The organism is Enterobacter sp. SA197, assembly GCF_054131575.1.
On sequence record NZ_CP096393.1, the window covers coordinates 2,973,078 to 2,994,048 of the forward strand.

Annotated in this window: 17 protein-coding genes; 7 read left to right on the forward strand and 10 right to left on the reverse strand. The window is 51.6% G+C overall.

The window, feature by feature from the left end; genetic code table 11:
* Positions 1-5: 5 nt before the first annotated feature.
* The 4 genes from M1D91_RS13900 to M1D91_RS13915 all read right to left on the reverse strand — a co-directional run bounded on the left by M1D91_RS13900 (position 6) and on the right by M1D91_RS13915 (position 6,988).
* Positions 6-3,659, reverse strand: a complete 3,654-nt coding sequence (locus tag M1D91_RS13900) for a glycosyltransferase (RefSeq protein ID WP_437433985.1) — start codon at positions 3,657-3,659, stop codon at positions 6-8.
* Between the two features lie 203 nt (positions 3,660-3,862).
* The gene (locus tag M1D91_RS13905) at positions 3,863-4,780 is read right to left on the reverse strand and encodes a flagellin N-terminal helical domain-containing protein (protein ID WP_457975807.1); all 918 of its coding nucleotides are present in this window, start codon (positions 4,778-4,780) and stop codon (positions 3,863-3,865) included.
* Positions 4,781-4,973: 193 nt separating this feature from the next.
* On the reverse strand, positions 4,974-5,876 hold the full coding sequence (locus M1D91_RS13910) for a flagellin N-terminal helical domain-containing protein (RefSeq protein WP_437433984.1): 903 nt from the start codon (positions 5,874-5,876) through the stop codon (positions 4,974-4,976).
* 194 nt (positions 5,877-6,070) lie between these two features.
* Entirely contained in the window at positions 6,071-6,988 is a 918-nt protein-coding gene (locus M1D91_RS13915; RefSeq protein ID WP_457975808.1) for a flagellin N-terminal helical domain-containing protein, read from the reverse strand.
* A gap of 241 nt (positions 6,989-7,229) precedes the next feature.
* Between M1D91_RS13915 and fliD the strand changes: the two genes are divergently transcribed.
* The 4 genes from fliD to amyA all read left to right on the forward strand — a co-directional run bounded on the left by fliD (position 7,230) and on the right by amyA (position 11,016).
* Entirely contained in the window at positions 7,230-8,642 is a 1,413-nt protein-coding gene (fliD, locus tag M1D91_RS13920; RefSeq protein WP_437432642.1) for a flagellar filament capping protein FliD, read from the forward strand.
* Positions 8,643-8,662: 20 nt separating this feature from the next.
* The gene (gene fliS, locus M1D91_RS13925) at positions 8,663-9,073 is read left to right on the forward strand and encodes a flagellar export chaperone FliS (protein WP_437432643.1); all 411 of its coding nucleotides are present in this window, start codon (positions 8,663-8,665) and stop codon (positions 9,071-9,073) included.
* Positions 9,073-9,432 carry a flagella biosynthesis regulatory protein FliT gene (gene fliT, locus M1D91_RS13930; protein ID WP_437432644.1) on the forward strand — a complete coding sequence of 120 codons (360 nt, stop codon included), beginning with the start codon at positions 9,073-9,075 and terminating at the stop codon, positions 9,430-9,432. The genes fliS and fliT overlap by 1 nt, the downstream gene beginning before the upstream one ends.
* 99 nt (positions 9,433-9,531) lie before the next feature.
* A complete protein-coding gene (amyA, locus tag M1D91_RS13935; protein WP_437432645.1) occupies positions 9,532-11,016 on the forward strand; it encodes an alpha-amylase in 1,485 nt (494 codons plus the stop codon).
* A 51-nt stretch (positions 11,017-11,067) separates the two neighbouring features.
* Here amyA and yedD read toward each other — a convergent pair whose 3' ends face one another.
* A complete protein-coding gene (yedD, locus tag M1D91_RS13940) occupies positions 11,068-11,481 on the reverse strand; it encodes a lipoprotein YedD (protein ID WP_437432759.1) in 414 nt (137 codons plus the stop codon).
* 202 nt (positions 11,482-11,683) lie between these two features.
* Between yedD and yedE the strand changes: the two genes are divergently transcribed.
* Complete coding sequence (gene yedE / locus M1D91_RS13945; protein ID WP_437432646.1) at positions 11,684-12,889, forward strand: selenium metabolism membrane protein YedE/FdhT; 1,206 nt, start codon at positions 11,684-11,686, stop codon at positions 12,887-12,889.
* Positions 12,886-13,116, forward strand: coding sequence for a sulfurtransferase-like selenium metabolism protein YedF (gene yedF / locus M1D91_RS13950; protein WP_437432647.1), 231 nt, complete (start codon positions 12,886-12,888; stop codon positions 13,114-13,116). Before yedE ends, yedF begins: the two co-directional genes overlap by 4 nt.
* Positions 13,117-13,316: 200 nt before the next feature.
* On the opposite strand, the gene M1D91_RS13955 is transcribed toward yedF, so the two are convergent.
* The 3 genes from M1D91_RS13955 to M1D91_RS13965 form a co-directional block, all read right to left on the reverse strand.
* Positions 13,317-13,703, reverse strand: coding sequence for a HumD family translesion DNA polymerase (locus tag M1D91_RS13955; RefSeq protein WP_437432648.1), 387 nt, complete (start codon positions 13,701-13,703; stop codon positions 13,317-13,319).
* A gap of 123 nt (positions 13,704-13,826) precedes the next feature.
* A complete protein-coding gene (locus tag M1D91_RS13960; RefSeq protein WP_437432649.1) occupies positions 13,827-14,882 on the reverse strand; it encodes a hypothetical protein in 1,056 nt (351 codons plus the stop codon).
* 191 nt (positions 14,883-15,073) lie between these two features.
* Positions 15,074-17,440 (reverse strand): phage tailspike protein, encoded by a 2,367-nt coding sequence (locus tag M1D91_RS13965; RefSeq protein ID WP_437432650.1) that lies wholly within the window; start codon positions 17,438-17,440, stop codon positions 15,074-15,076.
* A gap of 148 nt (positions 17,441-17,588) precedes the next feature.
* On the opposite strand from M1D91_RS13965, the gene M1D91_RS13970 reads away from it, so the two are divergent.
* Entirely contained in the window at positions 17,589-17,771 is a 183-nt protein-coding gene (locus M1D91_RS13970) for a hypothetical protein (RefSeq protein ID WP_437432651.1), read from the forward strand.
* A gap of 17 nt (positions 17,772-17,788) precedes the next feature.
* Here the strand turns inward: M1D91_RS13970 and M1D91_RS13975 are convergent, their stop codons facing one another.
* Positions 17,789-19,615, reverse strand: coding sequence for a DNA transfer protein (locus M1D91_RS13975; RefSeq protein WP_437432760.1), 1,827 nt, complete (start codon positions 19,613-19,615; stop codon positions 17,789-17,791).
* The gene (locus tag M1D91_RS13980) at positions 19,615-20,967 is read right to left on the reverse strand and encodes a phage DNA ejection protein (RefSeq protein ID WP_437432652.1); all 1,353 of its coding nucleotides are present in this window, start codon (positions 20,965-20,967) and stop codon (positions 19,615-19,617) included. The genes M1D91_RS13975 and M1D91_RS13980 overlap by 1 nt, the downstream gene beginning before the upstream one ends.
* Positions 20,968-20,971 lie beyond the last annotated feature (4 nt).

Sequence of the window (20,971 nt, forward strand, 5' to 3'; positions counted from 1 at the left end):
GAGTGTCAGCGCGCGGGTAACCACGCTTTACGCCAGTCATCCAGTCCCGCATCGCGCAGATACCAGTCACGGTGGACCGCCTCACGCAGCGCATCGCCCTGGCGCGCCCGTAACAGCGGATCATTGATATAGGCCTGTATGGCATTCATCCAGTCTTTAAACCGGTTTTCAACCAGCGTAACCGGCAATCCACAGCGATAAGGCATCAGATCTGTTGCAATAATGGGAACGCCGCAGGTGCCAATTTCCAGCAGACGCAGGTTACTTTTGCACTCGTTAAAATGATTCACTTCGAGCGGAACCAGCGCGAGGTCGAGGTTCAGGGATGCCAGTTTTTCAGGGTACATATCAAACGGGACCCCTGGATGGAACTCGCAGCGGATATTGCGTGGCTTCATCCCCATAAAGACCCACTCTACCTGCCCTTCCAGCGCTTTTATAAGTGGTAACAGGATCTCCAGATCGCCGCGGTGAGAACTGCCACCAGCCCACCCGATACGGATCTTCTCACCCACGCCACGCTGGCTTTGCAGATGTCCCCACTGATCCGGAGCCAGGCGGTTCAGCGCCACACGGATGTCCGAATGGAAACGGCTATAGGCTTCCGCCAGCGGTTCGGTTGAGACTACCAACCAGTCCGCGCTGTCCAGCACTTTGCGAAATGTCTTTAGCGCCTTTTGTGGGAAGTGCTGTCGCGAACCATTTTTAAGCGGGATATTCAGTAGGTTATCGTCATATTCCAGAATAATTTTTGCGTTATTTATCTCACGCAGCTGGGTAATGATTTCCGGGAAACGGCTACCGGTGACCAGCTCAAGCAGCACCACGTCAGGTTGTAACTGCGTCGTTTCCATAAGCCCGGGAATGGCGTTGATGAGCGCCCCTTCCATGTGATAATGGCGTTCGAGCGCTTTAAAAGGTTGCATAACCCGGTGGTGACCGTTTCCCTGCCAGTTAATATGATGCGCCAGCATCACGGGTAGCGGTCTCCCGGGCAGAGGCTCATGAAAACGCGCCGTGTGTTCGCTCAGGGTGAAAAGCTTACCGGTTTTCTGCATTAAGGGATGGTAGGCAGGTTCCGCCAGTACGCCCTGCTTCCACTCGCGGCGTAAGGTCGCGTAGTCTTCGCGAAGGGGCCGTTCCTGAACCTTAAACTGCTGACCCATTAAGCGGGTTGCCCCGCCCATATGTTTCACACGTGCGTAAGGGGTCCAGACATTGAGATAACCTGACTTTTGTGCCCGTAGCCCGAAATCCACATCAGCAAGGTAAAGGGGGAGCGCCTCCTGATGGAAGCCATTCAGCGCGAAGAAGACCTCTTTTCGCACCATCATGCAGGATGCGCTGACAGCGGAGAGGTTGCGCGGCGTTTTCAGGTAGTGCTGATAGCCATTGCTGTTGCCGTCAGCCCCGTCGAAGGCCACTTCCACACCCGGCCCAACCCCAACCAGATAGCCACCGTGTTGAATGCGACCATCACCATACTCCAGCCGTGCCCCTACCACCCCGACTTCAGGGCGCAGAACCTGCTCGACCATCGTACCCAGCCAGTCACCCTCGATGATTTCGCAATCATTATTGAGGAATAGCAGCACCTCCCCGCGGGCCTGCTGAGACGCGGCATTGTTAATTTCGGCGAAATTGAAAGGGGCGTCGTAGCGTAAAACGCGGACCTGATCGATCCCGGAGTCCGCCAGATCGTTGAGAAAGCGACAGGCATCCTCCTCTACGGACTGGTTATCCACAATTAAAAGTTCGTAGCGGGTATAGCGCGTCTTTTCCATCAGGCTTTCAACGCAGCGTTTGAGCAGCGCAAACCGGTCGCGCGTGGGGATGATCACTGAAACCAGCGGAGCGGCATCCCAGTGGTAGCGTACCCGTGCGATCCCCGGTGCCATACCCTCTTCCAGCGTGGCGCTAATCCCCAGTCGGGCCAGGTGAGCAAGCAGGATCTGCTGGCACTCCGCCTGTACCTCGGCCGAGTTCATCCACAGTGATGGAGAGGCAGGGTTCTCTACCAGTACGTCCGGCACCCGTCCGAGCGCCCCTGCCCCCTGCGCTTCAACAAAGCGCCAGAGCAGATCGATTAACGGGGCGTGGGAATAACGCGTGTCCAGCCCGCCACACTGCAAGGCGATATCGCGCGAGAACAACAGAACCTCGCCAACGTAGGGTACGCCACGCAGCAGATCGATATTTACATCCGGGCGAATGGTCAGCTGCGGCTCACCGTTTTCTACGCGGGTCAGCTCATCGCAGTAAAACAGCCAGGCATTGGGCTGGTGCAGGCGCTGCTCGCAAAAGCGCAACAGCGCGTCGTCCAGCAGGGTGAACCCAGCCGGTATCACCAGCATCGCATCCGCGTGACGCTCAGCTAACAGCGTGTTGACAGCGTTAACCGGATTCACCTGGTCGCTGATAATATCAACGCTTGCGGGGCGTAACGATTGCGCGTTCACTGAGGCCAGTGTCTGTTCGCGGGCCGCCGCATCTGAATGTTTATCGATAACAATCACACCGATGCTGCCCTTTTCCGGATGGCGTTCCGCTAAAGAGAGTAACGTCGCCCGGCGGGCAGAGCTCAGCTTGCGGTCCTCAAGCCAGCGGGACATGGAGTAGTCCGTTGACTGTTGCGCGAGTACCGCTTTGCTGTGGAAACTCAACGCATAGTGTGCTTTTTCATCAATGTGCAGCGGTTTTTCCGCCAGCGGTTGAGCAAAAATGGCCTCCAGGCTGCGTCCCAGACGCCATTTTTCTGTCAACTGAGCGCGACTGGTCGTAGTCCACTGGACGGCACTCTCATAACCGCTTTTCAGTAACTCAAGCCACTCTTCTGCATCCGGGCAGTTACGCAGCGTCTGGGCGCAGAAGTGTTCATTCTCATGCCGGGCAATGTTCTCTTCATTGAGATACCCTTCAACATACCCTTCAATGGCCAGAAAGAGCGGAATGCCGAGCGACAACGCTTTAGGCACGGTGTCTTCATTACCGATAACGACGTCATACTGTTCAAGCCAGGCCGGCTCAACACCCGTGGCCTGCGATGAGAGATCCAGCCAGTCGAGGGTAATCCCCTCCTCCCCTGCCTTTTGCTGGATCTCGTACATCTCAGCAGTCATATTAGGGGCAACGTAGAGGACTTTTTGCAGCCCCTGCGCCATGCGGGTTCGCTGATAGGTGGCAAATTTCTCAGCGACGGTCCAGGGCAGCGTTTGTAACTGCGCGCGCTCTATGCCGGTTTGCAGCAGAATGTCGTTACTACGGCCAGACTGGCCAAGCGTCAGGGTGGCGAGCTGGTTTTCTAGCTGCACACCATAAGGAATATAGAGATCGTTGTAGTCGCTGAAGTGACGGAAAATCATGGCACCGCTCAGACGCGCTTCCCTTAACGCGGTGAGCAGACTCTCATTGAAATAACCACGATAGATCCAGATGGCGTCGTAACGGGTAGCCAGGCTCCCACGGGAAGAGGTGATGACATTAAAACGCCCTGTTAACGCGCGTTGTTCAATCTCATGGTTCAGCACTTTGCCGGCGGCAGACGTCACGATATCAACTTGCCAGCCTGATGCCAGTAATGCGTCGGCGATATCCAGCGCTTCAGTGGTCTGGGCAGAGTAAACGTCTAGCTTATCGACGCTGATTAATATACTTCGCATCTGTCATCCTCAACATCGTCGGAAGTGCCCGCCTGCATCGTGCGGCATGTTAAAAAGGCACAGCGGTAGTCATACGATATTGTGCGGTAACAGCGGGATATTGAGAGGGAAAAAAGGTTACAGAAAAGGGCTTATATCCGGCGATTGTCACTAAACCCTATAAAAAAAGGCATCCGAAGATGCCCTTTTGCCATTGCGTTCGATTAACGCAGCAGGGACAGCATGGTCTGCGGAACCTGGTTGGCCTGCGCCAGTACAGAAGAGCCAGCCTGTTGCAGGATCTGCGAACGGGACATGTTGGACACTTCGGTCGCGTAGTCGGAGTCCTGAATACGGCTGCGGGCAGCGGTCAGGTTGCTCACGGTATTGTTCAGGTTGGTGATGGTGGACTCGAAACGGTTCTGAGACGCACCCAGCAGGCTGCGCTGGCTGTCTACTGCTTTGATGGCATCATCAATGTCAGCTAATGGTGAACCGTTTGCAGAACCACCGGTTGCGCTAGAGGCAACGGTTCCGCTAAGAACATCAAAACCTTCTGCTTTAGTACTGCGCGTTTTGCCGTTTACAGTTTGAGCAGTGTTGTCATACGTGGTGCTGGCACCTGAGAAGTGCAGGTTGTATGAATTACTGGAGCTCATAGTAATGGCAATAGTTTCGGTATCTTTAGAGCCAACCTGGAAGCTGTAGCTCGCAGTCCCTGCTTTAGTATCAAGGACTTTGATGCCGTTGAAGTCAGTCTGCGTGGTAACACGGTTGATCTCTTCCATACGCTGGTTAACTTCAGCCTGGATGGAGTCGATGTCAGAAGCAGAGTTGGAGCTGTTCTGCGCCTGAACGGTCAGGTCACGAACACGCTGCAGGTTGTTGTTGATTTCGGACAGCGCGCCTTCAGCGGTCTGCGCCAGGGAGATACCATCGTTAGCGTTACGTGCAGCAACGGTCAGACCATTAATGTTAGACGTAAAGCGGTTAGCGATAGCCTGACCTGCGGCGTCATCTTTCGCGCTGTTGATACGCAGACCGGAAGACAGGCGTTCAATCGAAGTACCCAGAGAAGACTGTGATTTAGTCAGGTTGTTCTGAGTCGTCAGCGACAGGGTGTTAGTATTAATAACAGCCATGATGTAGTTCCTTCATTGATAAATGTAAGTTCCGGTAAGGGCCAGCGGCGTCATCACCGTCATATTAGTTATCGACGCTATGAGGAAATGCTTTAGTTATTTCTTAATCTATTTATCTGTCCGGAAAGCATATAAATGCAAATGCAAAAAAGCGCCGCAAGCGGCGCTTTTACTGTCATCAAGACGTGTGCGATTAACGCAGCAGGGACAGCATGGTCTGCGGAACCTGGTTGGCCTGCGCCAGTACGGAAGAGCCAGCCTGTTGCAGGATCTGCGAACGGGACATGTTGGACACTTCGGTCGCGTAGTCGGAGTCCTGAATACGGCTGCGGGCAGCGGTCAGGTTGCTCACGGTGTTGTTCAGGTTGGTGATGGTGGACTCGAAACGGTTCTGAGACGCACCCAGCAGGCTGCGCTGGCTGTCCACCGCTTTGATTGCCGCATCGATGTCGGCCAGCGGGGAACCATCAGTGCCGCCGCCAGAAGCTACGGTACCGCTCAGTACGTCGAAGCCTTCTGCAGAGGTTGCACGTTTGTTACCATTAACCACACCACCCGTTGAACCGCTTGCTGCAGAAGTGTTAAACAGGTTGTAGTCGTTACTTTTGCTCATGGAGATAGAGATGGTTTCAGTATCTTTAGAGCCAACCTGGAAGCTGTAGCTGTTGGTACCGGAACCGGTGTTCAGCACTTTGATGCCGTTGAAATCAGTCTGCGTGGTAACACGGTTAACTTCTTCCATACGCTGGTTAACTTCAGCCTGGATGGAGTCGATGTCAGAAGCAGAGTTGGAGCTGTTCTGCGCCTGAACGGTCAGGTCACGGATACGCTGCAAGTTGTTGTTGATCTCAGACAGCGCGCCTTCAGCGGTCTGTGCCAGAGAGATACCATCGTTAGCATTACGTGCAGCAACGGTCAGGCCGTTGATGTTGGACGTAAAGCGGTTTGCAATTGCCTGACCCGCTGCGTCGTCTTTTGCGCTGTTGATACGCAGGCCGGAAGACAGACGTTCAATAGAAGTACCCAGAGAAGACTGAGATTTAGTCAGGTTATTCTGAGTCGTCAGAGACAGGGTGTTAGTATTGATAACAGCCATGGTGAAATTCCTTCATTAGTAAATGTAAGATCCGGTAAAGGCCAGTGGCGTCATCACCGTCATAATAGTTATCGACGACCTGAACAAATGCTTTAGATCTTTTTTGATAATTTTATTCTTGCCATAACCTGCTGAATTTACTAATAAAAAAAGCGCCGCAAGCGGCGCTTTTACTGTCATTAAAGCGTTTGCGATTAACGCAGCAGGGACAGCATGGTCTGCGGAACCTGGTTGGCCTGTGCCAGTACGGAAGAGCCAGCCTGTTGCAGGATCTGCGAACGGGACATGTTGGACACTTCGGTCGCATAGTCGGAGTCCTGAATACGGCTGCGGGCAGCGGTCAGGTTGCTCACGGTGTTGTTCAGGTTGCTGATGGTGGACTCAAAACGGTTCTGAGACGCACCCAGCAGGCTGCGCTGGCTGTCTACTGCTTTAATCGCATTATCAATGTCGGCCAGAGGAGAGCCGTTAACGGTGCCCGTGGTCGCACCGGATGCAACAGTACCGCTCAGTACGTCAAAGCCTTCTGCTTTGGTGGAACGTGTTTTGCCATTAACAGTCTGTGCAGTGTTGTCAAAGGTTGTGTTGGTGCCAGCATTGTACAGGTTGTAATCGTTGCTTTTGCTCATAGAAACAGAGATGGTTTCAGTATCTTTAGAGCCAACCTGGAAGCTGTAGCTGCTGGTGCCGGAACCGGTGTTCAGCACTTTGATGCCGTTGAAGTCAGTCTGCGTGGTAACGCGGTTGATCTCTTCCATACGCTGGTTAACTTCAGCCTGGATGGAGTCAATGTCAGAAGCAGAGTTGGAGCTGTTCTGCGCCTGAACGGTCAGGTCACGAACACGCTGCAGGTTGTTGTTGATTTCGGACAGCGCGCCTTCAGCGGTCTGCGCCAGGGAGATACCATCGTTAGCGTTACGTGCAGCAACGGTCAGACCATTAATGTTAGACGTAAAGCGGTTAGCGATAGCCTGACCCGCTGCGTCGTCTTTTGCACTGTTGATACGAAGGCCGGAAGACAGGCGTTCAATCGAAGTACCCAGAGAAGACTGCGATTTTGACAGATTGTTCTGAGTCGTCAGCGACAGGGTGTTAGTATTAATAACAGCCATGATGGAATTCCTTTAAAAAGTTATCATATTCAGGCATCTGCCTACGGCTTTCTTACCGTTGTTACTCATTATCGACAATCTTAAGATAACCTTTAGAAAAAAATTCTTTTTTTTAAAAGCACAAACTGCCCCGTATTCTCGTGCTTTATTTGCCCATTGTTTTTTAAAAAAGGCTCTAATCTTTTCTCATTCGCTGCCGATAATCCATCCAGTGATTGTCTCAGATGAAAGGATGTTATTTATGGCAACAATTAGTTCGCTCGGCGCTGGCACCAGCATGAGTTCAAGCCTCAGCTCCTTATATGATAACCTGGAGACTTCTGAACAGACGAGACTGACGCCTATTACCAAGCAGCAGACCTCCTATAAAGCAAAGCTGACTGCCTGGGGTGTTGTTCAGACCTCTTTGAATAAGCTGCAGACGGCTTCTGACGCGCTGAAGAATACTTCCGCTATTGCGTCCGCGAAAGTGACCAGCACCAACACCGCCTTTACCGCCACGCTGGCGAACAGTGCAACGGCAGGAACCTATTCCGTAGAGGTTTCAGCGCTGGCTTCCGCGCAGTCTTTACTCAGCCCGAAAGTGACCAGTAAAGATACCGATCTGGGCGACAGCAATCTGTCATCGCACACGATTACCATCAAGCAGCCTGGGCAGAAAGATCCATTTACGGTGTCACTGGCCAGCGATAAAACCAGCCTTGCCGATATTCGTGATGCGATCAACGCCAAACAGGGCAGCGTGACCGCCAGTATCATCAAAGCCGATGATAACAGCTATTACCTTTCACTGACTTCCAAAGAGAGTGGCACCGCGAATGCGATGACCATTACTACGGATGACCCCTCTCTGGAACAGTACATCAGTTACGATGCCACGGGTGCCGGTCCGAGTAGCATGGCCCAACAGGTGCCTGCTGCCGATGCGAAACTGAAAGTTAACGGCATCGACATCACCCGTAGCAGTAATACCATTACGGATGCGCCAGAAGGCGTTACGCTGACGCTGACCAAGACCAACGTCGGTACCCCGGAAACCTTGACGGTCGCAAAAGACAATACCGCAATGACCAAGGCCATCCAGGACTTCGTGGATGCCTATAACTCGCTGCAAACGACGATCGGCAATCAGACCAAATATACGGCTGTTGAGCAGGGTACGACCAGCCAGAACAGCTCCAACGGTGACCTGCTCGGTGATGGCACGTTGCGTAATATTCAGACGCGCGTGCGCTCCATGCTGTCGACCAACCAGAGCGGCGGCTCGCTGACTGCGTTGTCTCAGTTGGGGATAACCCAGGACGTCAACGGCAAGCTGACCGTCGACAGTACGAAGCTTGAAAAAGCACTGAACGAAAAATCTGCTGACGTGATTACCTTCCTGTCAGGCGATGGTTCGAAAACCGGTTTTGCTACCCAGACCAGTGCGTTACTGAAAGACATCCTGGGCACGGATGGTTCCTTACAGAACGCCACAAACGGGATTAACAAGACCCTGAAAAAGCTGGGCGAAGATTACGACCGGGTCAACACGCAGATCACCGCGACGATGGCACGTTACAAAGCACAGTTTACGTCGTTAAGTTCGTTGATCTCTTCGCTTGACTCGACCGCAAGCTATTTGACACAACAGTTTAATGCACTGAGTTCTTAAGTTACTGATTGAGGTTTGACATGTATACGAAATCGGGGATCCAGGCCTATGCATCGGTCGGCATCGAAAGTGCCGTCCTCAGCGCCAGCCCACATCAACTTGTGGTTCTCCTTTTTGATGGCGCATTAAGCGCGATGAAAAAAGCAGCCATCTTGATTGAGCTGGGAGACATTCCCGGTAAAGGCAAGGCGCTGTCACATGCCATCAACATCATCAGCAATGGTTTGCGCGCGGGCCTTAACCACGAAGCCAGTGGTGAGCTCGCGGCGAACCTTGATAGTCTTTATGACTACATGACACGGCGTCTTTTACAGGCCAATTTGCACAATGACCTCACCGCCATTGAAGAAGTCGCAGCGTTGCTTACCAACATTGCGGACGCCTGGAAAGAGATTGGTCCACATAATCCAAATGCGCGGGACACATACTAATGGAAGCAAATTTCGGGTTGCTCCACCACTATCAACAACTGCTTATGACCAGTTGTTCAATGCTCAACCTGGCGAGAGAGGCTCGCTGGGATGACCTGATTCAACATGAACTGGCTTATGTAACAGCAGTAGAAAAGCTCACACAATTTCAGGGTGCAAGTGATGTTGCACCCCATGTGCAGGCACAAATTCGCCCTCTTCTGAAGCAGATCCTTGAGAATGAAGTGGAGCTGAAGACGCTATTGCACCAGCGCATGGAAGAATTACGGAATCTGGTTGGACAAACATCCCGACAACATAACCTGAATTCAGCATATGGACGTCTCTCTGGCAATATCTTGTTCCCGAGCGAGCTCTAATCTCGCTTCGATGATGCGGGTGAATTTTTAAAAGTTTCACCCGCGTCATTTCTCCCGTTTCAACCATACTTCGTGTGTCCTCAATCAGGAGCACGGAAGATGAAAAATCCCACTCTTTTACAAGCGTTTCACTGGTATTACCCCGACGGCGGAAAACTCTGGCCGGAAATCCTTGATCGTGCCCCAGGCCTGAACGACATCGGTATTAATATGGTGTGGCTACCTCCCGCCTCTAAAGGTGCCAGCGGCGGCTATTCGGTGGGCTATGACAGTTACGATCTCTTCGATCTGGGTGAGTTTGATCAGAAAGGCACCATCGCGACCAAATATGGGGATAAAGATCAGCTTCTGCAGGCGATTAAGGCGCTGCACGATAATGGGATTGCTGTCCTGATGGATGTGGTGGTGAACCATAAAATGGGCGCCGATGAAAAGGAGGCGATTCGGGTAAAGCGGGTCAATGAGCAGGACCGCACGCAGATTAGTGATGAGATCATCGCCTGTGAGGGGTGGACCCGATACACCTTCCCTGGCCGTAAGGGGCAATATTCACGGTTTATCTGGGATTTTAAATGCTTCAGCGGCATCGATCATATCGAAAATCCTGATGAAGACGGCGTGTTTAAAATCGTCAACGACTACAGTGTGGATGGCTGGAACGATCAGGTTGATGATGAAATGGGGAATTTTGATTATCTGATGGGCGAGAATATTGATTTTCGTAATCGCGCCGTCTCAGAGGAGATTAAATACTGGGCGCGATGGATGCTGGAGCAAACCCACTGCGATGGGTTTCGACTCGATGCCGTAAAGCATATACCCGCCTGGTTTTATAAAGAGTGGATTGACCACGTCCAGGAGGTGGCACCAAAACCGCTGTTTATCGTCGCGGAATACTGGTCGCATGAGGTGGAGAAATTGCAGCACTATATCGGACAGGTCGATGGGAATACGATGCTGTTTGATGCCCCCTTACACCTGAAATTTCATGAAGCCTCCCTGTTAGGGCGCGAGTATGACATGCGCCAGATTTTCACCGGTACGCTGGTCGAGGCCGATCCTTTTCATGCTGTCACTCTCGTTGCCAACCACGACACCCAACCGCTGCAGGCTCTTGAAGCGCCTGTGGAGGCCTGGTTCAAACCGTTGGCTTACGCACTCATTTTACTGCGTGAAAACGGTGTGCCGTCGGTGTTTTACCCGGACCTGTTCGGCGCAAGCTATGAGGACACGGGAGGCGATGGCAAGACTCACCACGTCGATATGCCAATTGTTGATAAGCTTTACGAACTCATCCAGGCGCGGCAACGCTTCGCCCACGGAGTCCAGACTTTGTGGTTTGATCATCCTAACTGCATCGCTTTTTGCCGCAGTGGTACCGAGGAGTCGCCAGGCTGCGTAGTGGTAATGTCCAACGGCGACGAGGGGCAGAAGACGCTCGTATTGGGTGATAACTACGGCAATAAAACCTGGCGGGATTTTTTGGGGAATCGGGACGAGACGGTGACCACAAATGCACAGGGGGAAGGCGTGTTTACTTGCCAGGGCGGCAGCGTAAGCGTGTGGGTGATTGACGAAGAGTAGCGATTTAACGCTGAGTGAACAGCTTCACTCAGCGTTTACCATCAAGCTGAATCAGGGTTTCAACCCTACCGCTTTTTTCTTTGTCAGTGCATCAGCACATTCAGGGGTAGGTTTTTCAACACGCTTTAATGTCATCCCGTCATAATCGAGGCGATCGCCCGACCGCGTGATGCGATAGCTATCAAGCTGTTGAGTAATATTATCAAGCACCCCACCGCGTACGGAAAGCCTCCCCGGGACAGCGATAACGCGTTGCCACTGCCGGCAATCCAGTGTATCCCCTTCCGGGGTAATAATCAGGCTGGCAATCGCATCCGGGCTGACCAGTTCGCTTTGCGGCCCGTCAGATTGCCAGTTTCCTGCCAACCCGGCGGGTGCCGGATGTTTAACCACTTCATCATAATGTTCAATCTGAGCGCATCCGCTCAACACCAGTAATGCGCCAATAACCCAACGTTTTTTCATCATTTTTCCTGTCTCCAGAACCACAAAGAGTGTGGCATCAAATACTGGCTGTCACCAGTCTTTCGTAAGCCCCTCTTCCACTCTTCGCAGTGATTCTTTGATGTATACCGGGGTTAAACGCAAAGGGTACGTGTATTATCCCACCCCTCACGCGGTCTATAGACTGCATAAATAGATCCTTCTGAGTTCAGAGGCTAACGTTATGACCTGGCAACATATTAAGCAGACCTTTTTGGTCAAATTCTGGTCCCCTTTTCCTGCGGTGATAGCCGCCGGTATCTTGTCAACCTACTACTTCGGCATCACCGGAACCTTCTGGGCAGTAACCGGCGAATTCACCCGGTGGGGTGGTCAGCTGCTGCAACTGGCCGGCGTCCACACCGAGGAGTGGGGATATTTCAAACTCATCCATCTTGAAGGCACCCCGCTCACCCGTATCGACGGCATGATGATCATCGGCATGTTCGGAGGGTGCTTTGCCGCCGCATTGTGGGCTAACAACGTGAAGCTGCGCTTTCCTCACAGCCGCAAGCGTGTTGCTCAGGCCATTGCCGGCGGTATTATCGCCGGATTTGGTGCGCGACTGGCGATGGGTTGTAACCTGGCGGCATTCTTTACGGGCATTCCACAGTTCTCACTTCACGCCTGGTTTTTTGCCATAGCCACCGCGATCGGCTCCTGGTTTGGTGCCCGTTTCACCTTACTGCCTTTCTTTCGCATTCCGGTGAAAATGCAGAAAGTCTCGGCGGCGTCACCGCTGACGCAGAATGCTGATCAGGCCCGCCGCCGCTTCCGGTTAGGGATGCTGATATTTGCGGGCATGCTGGGCTGGGCGCTGCTCACAGCGATGAACCAACCCAAACTGGGACTCGCTATGCTGTTTGGTGTGGGCTTTGGTCTGCTCATTGAGCGGGCGCAGATTTGCTTTACCTCTGCCTTTCGCGACATGTGGGTAACAGGACGCACGGTAATGGCAAAAGCCATTATCTTTGGCATGGCGGCAAGCGCCATCGGGATCTTCAGCTATATCCAGCTTGGCGTAGAGGCCAGGATCATGTGGGCTGGCCCGAACGCAGTACTGGGGGGATTACTCTTCGGCTTCGGAATTGTGCTGGCAGGTGGTTGTGAAACCGGCTGGATGTACCGTGCGGTAGAAGGTCAGGTCCATTTCTGGTGGGTCGGCCTTGGCAACGTCATAGGGTCGACCCTCCTGGCCTACTACTGGGACGGGCTCTCGCCGGTACTGGCTACCAACTGGGATAAAATCAATCTGCTCAAGACCTTTGGCCCTTCTGGCGGCCTGCTGATGACTTACGTGATGCTGGCCATCGCGCTGCTGCTGGTGATGGGCTGGGAGAGACATTTCTTTCGTCGTGCAACACCCGTTGCCGTTAAGGAGACAGCATGAGTATTGTACCTGATTATCGTCTGGATATGACTGGCGAACCCTGCCCCTACCCGGCTGTTGCGACTCTCGAAGCCATGCCGCAGCTAAAAAAAGGGGAGATACTGGAAGTGGTAAGCGACTGCCCGCAGTCCATTAATAACATTCCGGTTGATGCCAGCAACCACGGTTACAAAGTGCTGGATATTCAGCAGGATGGACCGACAATCCGCTATCTGATTCAACGTTAAATAAAAAAAAAACGGCCCTGTTCAGGGCCGTCTTCAGGAACACTCACACCTGCATGTTCATCATATGAAAGTGCAATTTTCATAAACAGTAAAATTCGCCCAAGAGCGCACTAAACATCATGCGTTTACCGTTATGAGAATTGAGTGGTTCCTTAAATCGCCATAAATCGGCAGATAAAAATGTCCCACCCATGCCCCATTCACATCACTGGGCAGTCGTCGAACTCTCCGGACCTCGCATCGTTGATGATATAGGTGATCACACCGAATACGGGAGACTCCACACCGTATCCCTCAGAGTCCGGTAATTTCTCACGCTGTCCATTGTGCACATTTACCAGGTGCGGGACCGGATGCCTTCGGTATCGTTTAATTCTCAGCTCCCCATCGACACTGCAAATGAGCAGTGACCCGTCGCAGGGGGTGAGCGACGAGTCGATGACAAGCAAAGCGCCACTTATTATTCCTTCTCTGTAGCACGTCTCGCTGGCCCGCATGAAATAGGTTGCTGCTGGCTTTGTAATCAGCCGGTTGTCGAGAGAAATCCTTCCTTCTTCAAAATCTGCTGCCGGGCTGGGGAATCCCATAAATCACCCCTCGTTATTACTGTATATACATACAGTATCGACAAATCGGGGTGAATCACAAGGTTTATTTGCGGGGTGGTTTTTTGGAGCCTACGGATGCCGGCCCCATGTTGATATATGCTGTCAGTGTGGTGTATGTTTGCTTTCTAAATCTTTGATTAGCCCTTTTGCTCTCACATTATGATGGTCTATCAAGAGAATGGCATTTGCGTGCGCTTTAGCTGATTCGTAATCGCCAAGAGATTGCTTTATTTTGGATATTTCAAACAATGCCCTTACATGCTTTTCATCAATCTTGATGCATTCAGCGTAATGGTTGAGAGCTTTTTCTGTATTGCCTATTCCTTGAGATATTTGCGCAATATGGAAGTGGGCATGAGCAAGTAGGGGGTTTAGAGATATAGCTTTTTCTTGGTGTTGCAATGCCAGTGTTTTTTGCCCTGTCATTAGCAATGCTACGCCATATTTATGATGGCTAAGGGCGTGACTTGGTGCCATAGACACCGCGATCTTTAATTTCTCTATTGCCTCTTCTGGTTTTTTGTCAAGCATAAGAGTATGCCCATGAAAAAGAAATGCCCCATGTTCTTTTAATGTGCTGACGCCAGACTCACATTCGATTTCAAAGTGGCCGCTTTGCTCGTACCTCTTGATGATATTTGTAAGGTTATAGTTTTGACCAAGGTATGTGGAAACCGCATGTGGAGCGTTTCTAACTGAAACAAGTTGTACGTTGCTCATCCCACGGATTAGGGATGCCTGAAATATATCATTCACATCATCATCGCCATACACATGTGTCACCTGCAGCCCTGATGACGCAACAAGAGCCCGAATGTCTGCATACCAAAGATTTCTTGGCTTCCCCGCCAGGACTTTGCTTTTTGTCTCTCTACCATACAAGAGGAACTCCCCTCCAAATGATAGGCACCTGAAACGTATCTCTGGCATGCGAGGGGCGATTATGCTCCCATAGAGCATCGCCGCATAGGCGCCCATTGATGGGCCAATAAGTACGACCTCCTTCGGAGCTATTTCCTTTATCATTGACATAAGATGGCTGGATGAGGATAAAACGTCACCTCCCATACCCGGAATTCCATGAACATACCATCCATTGTTTTCATCGTTAATGAAGATTTTAACTCCGTCCATTCTGTTCATGATTTTCCAGAACATGAATGTGCCCTTGGGGATATATACAGACGAAAAGATGATATACAGACGTTCTGAGTTGTCAGAGGGCACTACGCAACAGTATGGATTTTCGTTGTTTATAATAGACACTTGCCACCTAAGAGATATTTTTGCCAGCAAATGTCGTTTATTTTGCATTAAATATTAATTGCATGGCAATCCTTTGCCTTATTTTATTTCCCTTCGATGACTGAAATCCTTTTTTCTAAATCTTCCATGCGCTGCCAGCACTGCTGCAGGGCTCTGACAATTGGAGGGATGAACTCGTCGTACCCCAGAGAATAGACATCTTCACCACCGTTTACTGCATGATGTTGCAGGCCTCCGAACTCAACTCCTAAAGAATCGCAAACTTTCTGCACTTCCTGAGCAATGAACCAGTGGTGGAAGCGCTTGCCCTTGTGCGTGCCGTCAGGTTCGCGAGAAGTAGAACCGGAGGTAAATTTTTCTTCCCGGTCTTCCATGACAGTCACAAGCTCGCCATCAATTTCCTTATCCACCGGAACCTGAACAATCCTGGTTTCCTCGACAGGGGTGATATAGTTGTCTCGTAAATCCCATTTGCCATCAACAGGACGCAATCCAAGAATGAAGTCAATCCCAAGCTCTGTATCACGTACTTCTGTCTTATCGCGGGCGTCTGAGCGGTTCTGGACAGTGCCGTAAACGTAGGTGGTAGTGGCTGAGTTGCCTAATTGCACCTGATTATCACCAGATACCCTTGCATCATTACCGACAGTAGTCGTGTTCGTCAGGTTTGTTGTGCTCGCCCCTGCCTGGGTTAATCGCCCAGAGTTATGGCCCAGCGCCGTATTTAGAGTGCCAATAGTGTTCGTAATCAGACTGCCGTTACCAACGCTCACGTTACTGTTACCTGCCGTGGTAGCGCTCTGAGAATTAACGCCTATTGATACGTTATTGTCTCCCGTTGCAGATTTCAGGGATGAGTGCCCTACCGCTACCGAGAATGAACCAAGCGTGGCTGCCGATGTTCCTGATTCAAAGCCGATAAAAACAGACCGCTCAACCATCGTTGATGCATATGCTGCTCCCGCGCCAATAACCACCGACTCCTTACCAGCAAGGTTATTGCTCATGCAGTTCATGCCAACCGCTACGTTGTCGTGCCCGGTGCCGGTTCCTGCGGTAGTTAGTGCACCAATAGAGTTACCCGCACGATATCCAATATGCGTGTTGTTAGAACCAATATTGGCATCACCAGCAAATGTACCAATGTGTACACTGTTACTCTGGGAAGCGCTCCCGCTATTCCCATGTGCTCGATAGCCTATAGAGACACAATACTGGTCGCTCATGGCCTCAGCGCCAGCTGATGCGCCAAATGAGCAGTTAAAGTTTCCGTCCTGTAGCTTGCCGCCAGCTGACGCACCAAAAAGTGAATTGTAATAACCTGTATCTATCCATTCACCGGCGATGGAGCCAACAATGGTATTTGCGTCACCGGAGGCACGATAACCGGCCTGGAATCCAATTGTTGTGTTGTTATTCCCTGTTTTGTTTGACATCTGAGCGCGAGAGCCGAAAGCGGTATTGTTAGCCCCTGCCGTAAGGTCTATTAGTGCTCTCGCCCCAAATGATGTGTTGTTGTAGCCAGATGGTGATGTCAACGGGTCAGGAAGTGTAGGCACCACTTTACATCCGCCGCCACTATTTCCAAACGCATTGTATGACCGAATCATCTCAGGTTGAGGGCCAAGATTCAGTGTGCCATTTGTTATGTTTATCTTCACCTGCACGGTATTAGCAGTGCCAGCTGCCTGAATTGTCCGTGCATCAACCCATGTATAAGTCTGGACTACTCCATCAAACGTCAGGCTTACTGCTGACTGGTTTGGATAATCATAAAGGAGTGTATATCTCTCCGGGACCGACATAGAACCAGACGACCCGCCACGGCGCCACCACTCAGCATTATCAAATAAAAGAGTTCCCGGGCCGTAGTATCTGGCAGTCTGGCTTAAAGCCATCGGAGTGGTAATTCTGTATGTCCCTTCTGGAACATAAATAATGCCATTCGTTCCGGATGCTAATTCCGCAGCATTAAATGCTGCAGTGTCATTGGTTGTTCCATCCCCTTTGGCGCCATGATACTTGACGTTTACTGGTAGCGATTTGAATAAAGTCGTTGAGCCATGCCCTATTGCGGCAGTGCCCCCTGGTCCAGCCAGCCTTTTCTCCAACTGGTCAGGGTCATACTTCGCCACGTCCTCAAAATAGAACTGCTGCGCACCGTATGCGTCTTGGATCAGCATCGAGTAGTTCTGCACCGTGACGAACTTGCGAATCTGGCCTCCCAGCACCGGGAATCCTCCGGCGTTGATTACGATAGGCTGAGGAACCTGTACGAGCGAACCATCCTCGTTCTCAACGTAAACCGGTATCTGATTAGCCGGGTTGGTCGGGTCGGTATCAGGGATGCCGATGAAGATTTTTCCGTTTGCGTTTGCTTTAAAAGAGCGGGCCAGCGTAAAGAGTTGCGCGGGCATTCCTACCACTAAATTTGCAGTTAAATCTGGCATTTATTTTTTACTCCGGCGCGAGTAGTTCCCACTGCATAGCAGTGGTGTGTTATAGAAGGGAAATTAAGTTGTTAGTAAGTACAAAGCCAAGGGTTATGCCGAGGCGTCGATGTTTGGTGTACAGTGATAAAAAACTAAGGAGATGATTATGAAAAGATTGATCGTCAGTGCTTCAAAGGCCGTTGCTTTTATTTCATGCGCGTATGCTCTTGGAGCAAGTAATGAATACCTTTTTCCTTCAGAAGGTCTGCAGGTAACGTTTGGGTTGACCGCAATCCTTATTGTTATTGCATGGTCTGAAATAAAGGATTTAATCCGTAGTAAAAAATAACCATCCCTGGAGGTAAATCATTCCGTTATCTGAGGTGCTATCAGCGGTCTCGCAGCAATTGCCGCCTGATTGAGAGCTCGCTCATAAGCAGGAGTACCAGCCTTGGTGTTAGCCAATCTGAGCATCGCATTCCTTACCTGCTTGCTTTCGTAAAACCTCGCTACCGCACCGTAACTTAATCCTGCTGCCGTACCTACCCCGCCCGTTCCAACGATGTCAGTGGCCACGCCTGCCGGGACTGCTACCTGAAAAAGCTCCTGACCGGTTGGCGTAACAGTACCGGCCCTTGCCGCACGTCGAGTCTGATCCAGATATGTCGTAAGCCCTTTCAGGTATTGCCGCTCATCACCTTTGAACAAAATACCCGTTTGAGATGACAGGCGATTAATTTCATTCAGGAACCTGTCAGGGCTTCCGCCAGACTTCTCATACGCCTTGCCAATTACTGATGCTCTGGCAGCGCTACGCCCCCTACCGTCAAGGGAGTTATAAAGTTGGCGAACCTCGCTTGGCTTGCTACTGAAAAGCAGGTTGTTCACCACCTCCGGCGTCAGATCACCTTTCTGAAGGACGTTCTTCAGCCTGGTGTTATTTACCAGCTGAGCCTCATTGGCATAAACGGCATTGGCTTGTCGATACCTGCTGGCAACCTGGGGGCCAAGGCTGTCTGTTACGGCCTTATTTACGTCATTAGTCAGGGCAGAATAAACCCGGTTAACAGCGGCCTGAGACTGGTTAGGCCATTCAATGCGATCACCTTTAACGTCCTGCCTGAATTGCGTCCTTAAATCTCTCAACAGCCCAAAATCAGCGCCTTTATTTAACTCATCCCTGTACGTCTGCAGCTTAGAGATGGTCTGCGTATCAGCAGCGCCTCCAAGCCTGGACAGGCGGCTTATTTCTGTATCAATGGCTGATATGGCCTGAGTTGGTGTAATGCTCCCTGCAGAAGACATTGCATCGTTAACCTGACTAAGGCGATCACCCGCCGCCTGCTTAACACGGCTGGTTTGCCGCCGAAGACTCTGCACAATCTCATCAGGAGCTGGCGCGTCGAATTGCTGGGAATATCGCTGAACAAGCTCATTCCTTACTTCCTGCTGCCCTCTTCGCAAACCTCCAGTGCCGGTAGCTGGAATTTTCTCTCCCAGCGCCTGCGCGGAACGTCCGGTGAATGTCCCTGGAGGAAGAACGTCAGATGTAAGTAGCGGTGCATCTGCCTGTTCTGCAAATCTGATGGCCTGTTGAGCATCTGGCGCAATATCACCCTTAATGGCGGTGATTCCGCGCCCAACCCCCTTTGCAACACCAGAAAGAATCCCCTGAGTACCGAGGTTGATCGCAGCGTTTTTTGCAACGTTCTCGGCAAAATCCCCCTGCTGATTTGCAGCCTCTGCTACAGAGCCGAGCGCCATATTTCCGGCAACACCTGCGCCTGGAATTAGATACCCGCCGATGGCCTCACCTGTCTGCGCATACGGGTCTGTTGGGCGATCTACTGGACGATAGACATCATCCAGCACCCGCGGGCCGCCAAGCCCCTGGCTGATTGCATTAATCAGGCTGGCTCCACCCTGGAGAACGTCAAACGGGATGTTAACCAGCCCTCGACCGGCCTGCTCTGCTATCTGTCCCGCACTTTGCCCTCCGGTGAGCCAGTCGCCTGCCTGCTGTACAAGTGATGTCTCTGGTTGCTGCGCTGGCGGGCTTGCTACCGGCACTGATTGAGCCTGCTCTTGTGGCGTTGCTTGACCAGCAAAGTACTCATCAATCGCATTACCAATGTCTTCGTTACTGGTCCCGTCAGGAAAATTGAAGGTTTTACCGTTAGCTGTAACTTCCATCATTTCACCGTGAATTGGATACCTGATTTCGATGTATGCACACCGGTTGTCTGCTGCGCCGGTTGAGGAGCGGCTGACTGACGGCCTGAGCCAACATTGACGTTGTATTGCTGGTTGTAGTTGTCAGTGTATGACTTGATATCGTTTACTGATTGCTGAACAGCCTCCGGGCTGGAGAAATCGACCTGAGGCATGCCCTGAAAGTACATTTTTGCCTCTGCAACGGTGTTGATCCCCGACGCGCCCATATCCCTTGCCGCTGCTATGCCCTGATTCTGCATTTTCCCCTGGATTCTCTGCGCGGCATTGTAGATTTGCCTCTGCTCTTTGCTGCCAATTCGGCTTCTGACATCAGCGCCGAGCGCTGGCTTACCAGTGCCACCCGTTACGCCAGTCAGGAAATCAAGGCTCTCTGGGTTGGCCTGGCTAATCATGTCGATGTCTTTCTTCATCGCATAGTTTTGAGCATTGGCGCCAGAGGATGCGGTAGCTGCTATCGCAGACGGCGGCACTCTGATAGTGTTTCCTGCGTTATCAGTGGCCTCATAGAAAGCGTTTTGACCTGCCCCATGAAGCTTCCCTTTGATGCTTACTGTTCTGCCGTCAGATAACTGCACCTGCCTGTTGTCGGCACCTTCAGTTTTAATACCAGCGACCTGAGCAAACAGAGCGGCGGCTTCTGGGTCGGTTTTCAGCAGGCGAGAATAAGCGTTGAAGTTTTTCATATCGCTCGTCTCGCCGCTGGAAGCAAGCCGGGCGTTCTGAGCAGATATATTCTGTCCACGAATAGTTGCTGCGTTTTGCATGTCATTATTGCGGATTTGCTCTGCCAGTTTCGCCCGGTCATTCTGCCTCTGGGCACGGTCGTTTTCGACTCCGTAATAATCCTTGGCTCCAAGAGCACTAAGCCCAACCGCATCGACGGTATGCGCCAGGGACTGCGGGTCCTGCTGGAACTGCTGCACAATTTCCTCAGGCGATGAGCCAACGGTTCCCAGAACACCTGCGTTCTTTAATGCGGCGCTCTGCACCGCTTGGGGATTGCCTGTAGCCATAGCGATGCGCAAATCACGCGCTGCACTTCCGAGCGCCATCTGGTGCTGCTCATTCTGGAATCCAATACCGGCTTTGAGTAGCTCCATTTGCCCTGGGTATTTTGCTGCGAGGGCGGTCATTTTCTGCGGATCACCAAAAGATGCCTGCCACTCAGTCTGAAACTGAGCCTGCTGCTCTGCTGCTCTCTGGGCCTGCTCAACCGCCATTGCCCGCTGCTGTATTTCGTCCTGCAACCCCTTCAGCTGAAGCCCCTGAGCAAAGCCGTTGCCGGATGAGTAATCTATAGGTGCGATCATAATT

Excerpts from the sequence above, each read along its gene's own strand:
- M1D91_RS13900 (WP_437433985.1), bottom strand. The coding sequence starts at position 3,659 with ATGCGAAGTATATTAATCAGCGTCGATAAGCTAGACGTTTACTCTGCC.
- M1D91_RS13905 (WP_457975807.1), bottom strand. The coding sequence starts at position 4,780 with ATGGCTGTTATTAATACTAACACCCTGTCGCTGACGACTCAGAACAAC.
- M1D91_RS13910 (WP_437433984.1), bottom strand. The coding sequence starts at position 5,876 with ATGGCTGTTATCAATACTAACACCCTGTCTCTGACGACTCAGAATAAC.
- M1D91_RS13915 (WP_457975808.1), bottom strand. The coding sequence starts at position 6,988 with ATGGCTGTTATTAATACTAACACCCTGTCGCTGACGACTCAGAACAAT.
- fliD (WP_437432642.1), top strand. The coding sequence starts at position 7,230 with ATGGCAACAATTAGTTCGCTCGGCGCTGGCACCAGCATGAGTTCAAGC.
- fliS (WP_437432643.1), top strand. The coding sequence starts at position 8,663 with ATGTATACGAAATCGGGGATCCAGGCCTATGCATCGGTCGGCATCGAA.
- fliT (WP_437432644.1), top strand. The coding sequence starts at position 9,073 with ATGGAAGCAAATTTCGGGTTGCTCCACCACTATCAACAACTGCTTATG.
- amyA (WP_437432645.1), top strand. The coding sequence starts at position 9,532 with ATGAAAAATCCCACTCTTTTACAAGCGTTTCACTGGTATTACCCCGAC.
- yedD (WP_437432759.1), bottom strand. The coding sequence starts at position 11,481 with ATGAAAAAACGTTGGGTTATTGGCGCATTACTGGTGTTGAGCGGATGC.
- yedE (WP_437432646.1), top strand. The coding sequence starts at position 11,684 with ATGACCTGGCAACATATTAAGCAGACCTTTTTGGTCAAATTCTGGTCC.
- yedF (WP_437432647.1), top strand. The coding sequence starts at position 12,886 with ATGAGTATTGTACCTGATTATCGTCTGGATATGACTGGCGAACCCTGC.
- M1D91_RS13955 (WP_437432648.1), bottom strand. The coding sequence starts at position 13,703 with ATGGGATTCCCCAGCCCGGCAGCAGATTTTGAAGAAGGAAGGATTTCT.
- M1D91_RS13960 (WP_437432649.1), bottom strand. The coding sequence starts at position 14,882 with ATGTTCTGGAAAATCATGAACAGAATGGACGGAGTTAAAATCTTCATT.
- M1D91_RS13965 (WP_437432650.1), bottom strand. The coding sequence starts at position 17,440 with ATGCCAGATTTAACTGCAAATTTAGTGGTAGGAATGCCCGCGCAACTC.
- M1D91_RS13970 (WP_437432651.1), top strand. The coding sequence starts at position 17,589 with ATGAAAAGATTGATCGTCAGTGCTTCAAAGGCCGTTGCTTTTATTTCA.
- M1D91_RS13975 (WP_437432760.1), bottom strand. The coding sequence starts at position 19,615 with ATGGAAGTTACAGCTAACGGTAAAACCTTCAATTTTCCTGACGGGACC.
- M1D91_RS13980 (WP_437432652.1), bottom strand. The coding sequence starts at position 20,967 with ATGATCGCACCTATAGATTACTCATCCGGCAACGGCTTTGCTCAGGGG.